The sequence below is a fragment of the Pelatocladus sp. BLCC-F211 genome, assembly GCF_041928655.1.
Lineage (GTDB): Bacteria > Cyanobacteriota > Cyanobacteriia > Cyanobacteriales > Nostocaceae > Pelatocladus.
The window spans coordinates 1-5,859 of the sequence record NZ_JBHFLM010000063.1; the positions used below are offsets into that span (position 1 = coordinate 1).

A 5,859-nucleotide genomic window follows, 5' to 3' on the forward strand; every position below is an offset into this window, starting at 1 on the left:
AAGTGAATTGGTAGACCGTCTCTACCGCACTGAGTCACGTCGGGTCTTCGCCACTCTGATTCGACTGCTGGGCGACTTCGATCTGGCTGAAGAGGCGCTGCATGAAGCCTTTGCGGCAGCAGTAGCACAATGGACACGGGAGAATGGCACTAAGATAAGCGATCGCTTCCAGAGGTACTAGTAAAAAACTTAACGATAATATCCCTGTAGAAAAAGCCTCCTATGTCCAGCCAAACTAAGTTGGAACACAGCGAGGCTGTTAAAAATGTCTACTTATAATGTGCCGAATCGTGTAAAAATTCTCAAGCAGAAATTTACGCAAAGTCTTGGATTACCTTTTCGAGAGGTATTACCAGAGCAAGTAATTCAGGAATCTATTGACGAGTTAAAAATTAAACATCGTCGTCGCTTATTTGACCCCTTTGTGACTCTATGGGCATTTCTATCTCAGGTTTTAGACGTTGATAAAAGTTGCCACAATGCAGTGAGTAGGGTAATTGGTTATTTAGCGGGCGAATGTGTAGAAATACCTTCAACTGATACCAGCGCTTACTGTCAGGCAAGGTCTAGATTACCTGAAAAACTATTAGAAAAACTTTTTGGTACTATCGCACAAAAATTACAATCCAAAGTCATGCCAGAAGATTTGTGGTGTGGTCGTCATGTGAAGGTAATAGATGGGTCAAGTGTGTCAATGCCTGATACAATTGAAAACCAAAAATCTTACCCTCAGCCTAGTAGTCAAAAAGTCGGTTGTGGGTTCCCAATTGCCAAAATTGGTGTAGTGTTTAGCCTTGCTACAGGTGCTGCTGTTGCTTTGGTTATCGATGTTTTTAACACTCATGATCTCAAGCTTGCGAGAAAATTATATAAGTTTCTTAACAAGGGAGATGTGCTTTTAGGGGATAGAGCTTTTTGTGCTTATGCTGACTTAGTTCTGATTAAAAATATTGATTGTGAAGTGAGCCACGAGTTCGTAAACGTCGCCCCAAGTCTTATCCTCTAATGAAGCAACCCAGACATGAAGGAAGCAGTCTGTTGCAAACTGCTTGAACGATAAGCGATTCAGCTTATCTTAGTGCCATTCAATCAAAAATAATCAACCAACCAAAATTTAACCCTAACCTTGCTAAGTAAGAATCTAACTGCTCAATTCCCGATTCGGTTGGGTCTCCTCTTTTATTGCGCCAAGCTTTTAATTCAATTCCCAATGTCACATTCCCATATCTTAAACACAAATCCATGCGATCGCGCCCAATAGCATATTCCCGCTCTAGGGTTCCACCTCCGTTAACTACCCGATGCAAAAATGCCATCAATACTAAGTGCGGTGCGATTTCATGGTAAGCGGCGCTACCAAGTAATGGTTCTCCATGTTGTCGCCAGAATGCCAAAAATGCCTGCAATAAGGCATCAGTATCTAACTCTCCTGATGAGGTTAGCCAACTCGGACTGATGCGGGGTAAGCTATCTTGAGTTCCTTGTGCCAATACACGGGGAACTACCTCTCGGTATATTGGATTGGCTATCGTTAGCCCCCCGGCTGGGTCGCGTCGCAACAGTCCCAAATCAAGCAAATATTGTCGATCATCGGATGGAGTATCTCCTAATGTTTGTCCTGCAAGTATCGGTTCTATAATTGCTTTGACTCGCTTGTCTCGCAGTCTTTCTGCAAGAGAATCAAGATGAGTATCTTGCCTTTTAATGAGAATTTCTTTGGCTTGTTGAATGTGCTCTACTGTAATGGCTACACTTGTATCCGTTACCATCTCCTCAACTACCTCTTTAGCCAAAGCGTTTACCAACCAAGGTTGTCCCTGAGTTAAATCAAATGCTGTCTTTACTGCTGAAGTGGTAAATATTTGTCCTGTATCTTCGGTATGTTGTCGGTATAGTTGTTCTACTTCAGTGGCGTTAAAATCTCTCAAGGTTAGGGAGCGTACTTTGATGTTAAACGGACTTGCTGTGTTTAACCTGTCACTACCCCCAGAAGCTACTTTATAATCCCGCACATCTCGTAACCCAATTAATCCGATGCTGAAGGGAAAGTTGTTCGGACGAGCACGATAACCATCACGTAATTGTCGCAAAACTGAAATTAGTGCTTCATCCTGTAGCGAGTCTATTTCATCTATAAACAGCACTAATGGTCGTGGCGATGATTGTGACCAAGCTCTCAGACTCGCTTGAATCCTTTGTCCTGCTTCCGCATTTGGCCAAGTCGGTGGTTGTAGTTGTTTGGGTAAGCTATCAATTGCTGCATCATGCCAGGCTCCAAGAATTGCTAGTTCCGCCGCTCCAGGGTCATCGCTAAATGGTGCGCCTACTTCCGCAGATACCATCACTGCTGTGTAGCGTCCGCTTAGAGTCAACTGTTGTGCCAACGCTAGCATTGCGGTGGTTTTACCTGTTTGGCGTGGTGCGTGAATTACAAAATAATTGCGTTGTTCTATCAAGCGTGACAAATTCGGCAACCTCACCGTGGGTGGTAGCATATAGTGAATGTCAGCCTGACAGGGACCTGCGGTATTAAACCAACGAGACATAACGATATTAGACACAACGGGCTGCATCAAGTTTAGCTTGAAAGAGGTTTTTTTAAGTTTCGGGACTTAAACAAAAAAAGGAAAACAAATAACTGGTGTCGAGTACGGAGATAAATGTCGTCAATCCGGGGTTATTTGTCGTCCAGACAATCAGCCCTAATCCTTGTGGAGTAAAGGTTTCTGGGGTGTAGTACGGCATAGTTTCAGAATTCCAAGCAATTTGTCGCAAATTTAGGTTCTTTCCCACTTTTGGTGATCCTGGTTGGGGTAAGGCATCTATGCTGAGGGCAGAAGGCAGAAGGCAGGAGGAAGGAAGAAGGAAGAAGGAATGATATCATGTCAATACTTCAAACTTCTGACTTCAAACTTATGAGTTACAAAAATCAATTTATTTGGAAACGAGCTGTACAACTAGCGATTAATTGCTATCATCTGACTCAAAATTTTCCAAAATCAGAGCTTTATGGATTGACATCTCAGATTCGCCGAGATGCAGTATCTGCCGCAGCAAATATAGCGGAAGGTTATGGAAGGCAGTACAAGAATGAATATATCCAATTTCTTCATATTGCATTAGGGTCGCTACGAGAATTAGATACTGAATTAATCATTGCTAAGGAAGTTGGTCTAGCAGATAAAGATTTATTTATTCCCTTGATGAATGAAGTTGAAGAAATGCAAAGTATTATGGTTTCAACCTTAAATAAGCTTAAACCATCATTACAGTAAAGTTAGTATATGGTTGCTTCCACTCGACTGTATAAAAATACAGCCGAAACAAGTATTGAAATGCTTGTTTAGATAGCGTCTAAGAATCGTCGAGAAAGCAAATTGATGCCAGCACTCCTCTACGTCTTCTAAACGGTTGAGGTCTGTTAAGTCTGGAGGTGAGTGAGCCAGTCTAAGTACTTTTCCTTGCATCTCTAAAACTTGCTGAAGTACCTCGGTGACATTTTTGAGTAGATGAAATCGGTCTGCCACTTGAATGGCATCTGGTGCGCCTTGGGTCATGCCCTGCTTGTATTTAGAACAAGCCAATCAGGAGTGAACCCATTACCTAATCACCTGCACATCCAAAGACAAATTGAGGATCGCCCAAGCGCGGTCACTGGTCAAAACGGGAACTTCCAATCGCAGTCCTAGACTCAGACAAGCGCGATCGCCCAAAGACAACCCTACTTGCCGTGTTTGCGCCCACAATTGTCCGGTTATTTCCCCATCATCCGGCGTAAACGGCTCCACCATCAAACCAAGGGACTGCAAATCGTCCAGCATCCCATCGACCTCAACTCCTGCTGCAATCGATTTCTGGACGACCTCCGCCCAGTTGACACTAGACATAACCGACTCCGCCAACACCCTATCCACTGCATCGCCCCCTGGTTCATCCTTCAAATAAGCCAACAACGCCGAAGCATCCAAAACAACTGTCATTCAACCACTTCCCTTTTCGCCGCTTCACGCCGTTGGGCGATTAATTCATCCACCAAACTGCGATCATTCGGCAGCTGTGCAAACCGAGCCTTCAGCCGTTGCTTTACCATTGCTTGCTTTTCCAACACCAATCGTCCTGCTTCTGAGCGAGCAACTAGTGTATCTCCCTCCTCAAAACCCAGTAACTGCCGCAATGCGATCGGAATCACCAACCTACCTTGGCTACCCAAATGCACCTCTACCGATTTAGACAATTTATCCATACGTCCTCGCAAGTGCCACAAAAAAATAAATGTGGCACATATTTCTAGTATATGGCATTTTTGTCGATTAACCCCACGAACAAATGTGAGCGCGATCGCTTCAAAGAATAGTTAGGTCAAAGATCCCTAACAACAGGAGTCGATATCACTATACAAGAGGATATGTATTGACAAGAGAAAATTCCTTGGATACTATCTAAAGGAAAATAATTTCAGTTAGAAGGAATCAAGGAAAAGTGTAGATGTCAAGACAGCTAAAGTCACAAGAGGAATTAGAGAATAGTTACATAGATGAGCGGGTAAAATGGCTGCTGCCTCAATTTGAGGCTCTAGCACCGTACAAACTAAAACAACGTAAAAAAGGAGTAGGGGACTTAGCAGGGTGGGAGAAGCTGGCAGCACAAGAAGCACGACGATTAAAAATCAATTACCCAGACTCGCGCCCAGAATCACACAAAGAATACGGCACAGCCTTAAAGCAAATTACAGCACTAAAAAAAGCTCTAAAACGAACAGCCAAGAGCGAACTATTAGATCATGCTTTAATCAATCCAGTCAATACAATCATTACTCATTTTGGTGAGGCACTAAGCTACCAATTTGCCAGTTATAAAGAGCGTCAAAACTTACGCTATCGAGAAACAGTAGAAGAACGTAGGCTGCCAAGCAATAGAGTAGAAATTGACCTAAGCAGTTCTCTGTTGTTTGCCTACAACGTACTAAGCTGCATCAAAAATAGAGAAGATGATGCTAACTGGCTAGATGTCTCGTGTGCATTAGCTCTAGTAACAGGAAGACGTATGGCAGAGATTCATTTATCAGCAAAGTTCGGCTTTGTAGGAGATTACACAATTAAGTTTACAGGACAACTTAAAGGTAAAGAACGTAAAGTTAGAGTAGGTGAGAAAAAAGTAGCCTTAAGGGATGCTGTTTTTAGCATTCCAACGTTAGTGCCTGCCGAATTAATTTGTTTGGGTTTAGAGTGGTTAGATGAAAAAGGAAAACGATTTTCTAAAACTGAAGATCCCGAACGAGTAAACAGACGATTTTCTAAGACTCTCAACCAAGCTTGTAAGGATTGGGATATATTCCCAGAAGGGGAAAGAACATATCATAAATTTCGGGCTGCGTATCTAAGAGCAGCAATTGTTAATGATGGCAATGTCGATCCCTACGATTTCATAGATTTTGCAAAGAAAATACTAGGGGATGACGATGAAAACACAATCAACGCTTACAAACGCTATGAAATCAAGCCTGGAAGCATAACCCGGATTTAAAAATCCACGTACAAAACCTCTTGAAACTGTATGTTGAGACGGTTAGTATAGGGATAGCGAGTGAAATGGTTATTTGAATTATGTCTAAGTGGGATCAGGTTGGACAAGAATTAGTCAAAAAGCTGCAAGGTGTTCTAGACGAGTCAAAAATCCAAAAATTAGCCGTTGCAGTAGTTGACCAAATTAGAGAACATTACTAGAACTCTTGCATAAATATTTTGTGGTATAATCAAGGGTTATTTTAATTTCAGTTTTTGGCAATTCAAATAGTAAGAGTTTATAAATTTTTTCGCTCAAGTATTATCAGGCGATCGCTAACTAAAAAAAATGGCAGCA

General features: G+C 42.3%; 8 protein-coding genes and 1 pseudogene. 4 read left to right on the forward strand and 5 right to left on the reverse strand.

Annotated elements, in window-relative coordinates; translation table 11 throughout:
* Together ACE1AT_RS07350 and ACE1AT_RS07355 are read left to right on the forward strand one after the other, a co-directional pair.
* Window positions 1-181: pseudogene (locus tag ACE1AT_RS07350) on the forward strand (hypothetical protein); the annotation flags it as partial.
* A gap of 84 nt (window positions 182-265) precedes the next feature.
* Complete coding sequence (locus ACE1AT_RS07355; protein ID WP_374866806.1) at window positions 266-1,006, forward strand: IS4 family transposase; 741 nt, start codon at window positions 266-268, stop codon at window positions 1,004-1,006.
* A gap of 79 nt (window positions 1,007-1,085) precedes the next feature.
* Here ACE1AT_RS07355 and ACE1AT_RS07360 read toward each other — a convergent pair whose 3' ends face one another.
* Entirely contained in the window at window positions 1,086-2,546 is a 1,461-nt protein-coding gene (locus tag ACE1AT_RS07360; RefSeq protein ID WP_374866818.1) for an ATP-binding protein, read from the reverse strand.
* Between the two features lie 52 nt (window positions 2,547-2,598).
* The gene (locus ACE1AT_RS07365; RefSeq protein ID WP_374866808.1) at window positions 2,599-2,793 is read right to left on the reverse strand and encodes a hypothetical protein; all 195 of its coding nucleotides are present in this window, start codon (window positions 2,791-2,793) and stop codon (window positions 2,599-2,601) included.
* 122 nt (window positions 2,794-2,915) lie between these two features.
* On the opposite strand from ACE1AT_RS07365, the gene ACE1AT_RS07370 reads away from it, so the two are divergent.
* Window positions 2,916-3,275, forward strand: a complete 360-nt coding sequence (locus ACE1AT_RS07370; protein ID WP_374866820.1) for a four helix bundle protein — start codon at window positions 2,916-2,918, stop codon at window positions 3,273-3,275.
* On the opposite strand, the gene ACE1AT_RS07375 is transcribed toward ACE1AT_RS07370, so the two are convergent.
* Genes ACE1AT_RS07375 through ACE1AT_RS07385 form a run of 3 tightly spaced genes read right to left on the reverse strand, consistent with a single transcriptional unit; the run spans window position 3,267 to window position 4,243 of the window.
* Window positions 3,267-3,557, reverse strand: a complete 291-nt coding sequence (locus ACE1AT_RS07375; RefSeq protein ID WP_374866810.1) for a hypothetical protein — start codon at window positions 3,555-3,557, stop codon at window positions 3,267-3,269. The two genes, ACE1AT_RS07370 and ACE1AT_RS07375, sit on opposite strands and share 9 nt — an antisense overlap.
* Before the next feature lie 42 nt (window positions 3,558-3,599).
* Complete coding sequence (locus ACE1AT_RS07380) at window positions 3,600-3,980, reverse strand: type II toxin-antitoxin system VapC family toxin (RefSeq protein WP_374866812.1); 381 nt, start codon at window positions 3,978-3,980, stop codon at window positions 3,600-3,602.
* Entirely contained in the window at window positions 3,977-4,243 is a 267-nt protein-coding gene (locus ACE1AT_RS07385; RefSeq protein ID WP_374866814.1) for an AbrB/MazE/SpoVT family DNA-binding domain-containing protein, read from the reverse strand. Before ACE1AT_RS07385 ends, ACE1AT_RS07380 begins: the two co-directional genes overlap by 4 nt.
* Before the next feature lie 242 nt (window positions 4,244-4,485).
* On the opposite strand from ACE1AT_RS07385, the gene ACE1AT_RS07390 reads away from it, so the two are divergent.
* Window positions 4,486-5,523: a protelomerase family protein gene (locus ACE1AT_RS07390; protein ID WP_374866816.1), complete on the forward strand. Its 1,038-nt coding sequence runs from the start codon at window positions 4,486-4,488 to the stop codon at window positions 5,521-5,523.
* Window positions 5,524-5,859 lie beyond the last annotated feature (336 nt).

Excerpts from the sequence above, each read along its gene's own strand:
- ACE1AT_RS07390 (WP_374866816.1), top strand. The coding sequence starts at position 4,486 with ATGTCAAGACAGCTAAAGTCACAAGAGGAATTAGAGAATAGTTACATA.
- ACE1AT_RS07360 (WP_374866818.1), bottom strand. The coding sequence starts at position 2,546 with ATGTCTCGTTGGTTTAATACCGCAGGTCCCTGTCAGGCTGACATTCAC.
- ACE1AT_RS07355 (WP_374866806.1), top strand. The coding sequence starts at position 266 with ATGTCTACTTATAATGTGCCGAATCGTGTAAAAATTCTCAAGCAGAAA.
- ACE1AT_RS07385 (WP_374866814.1), bottom strand. The coding sequence starts at position 4,243 with ATGGATAAATTGTCTAAATCGGTAGAGGTGCATTTGGGTAGCCAAGGT.
- ACE1AT_RS07375 (WP_374866810.1), bottom strand. The coding sequence starts at position 3,557 with ATGACCCAAGGCGCACCAGATGCCATTCAAGTGGCAGACCGATTTCAT.
- ACE1AT_RS07380 (WP_374866812.1), bottom strand. The coding sequence starts at position 3,980 with ATGACAGTTGTTTTGGATGCTTCGGCGTTGTTGGCTTATTTGAAGGAT.
- ACE1AT_RS07370 (WP_374866820.1), top strand. The coding sequence starts at position 2,916 with ATGAGTTACAAAAATCAATTTATTTGGAAACGAGCTGTACAACTAGCG.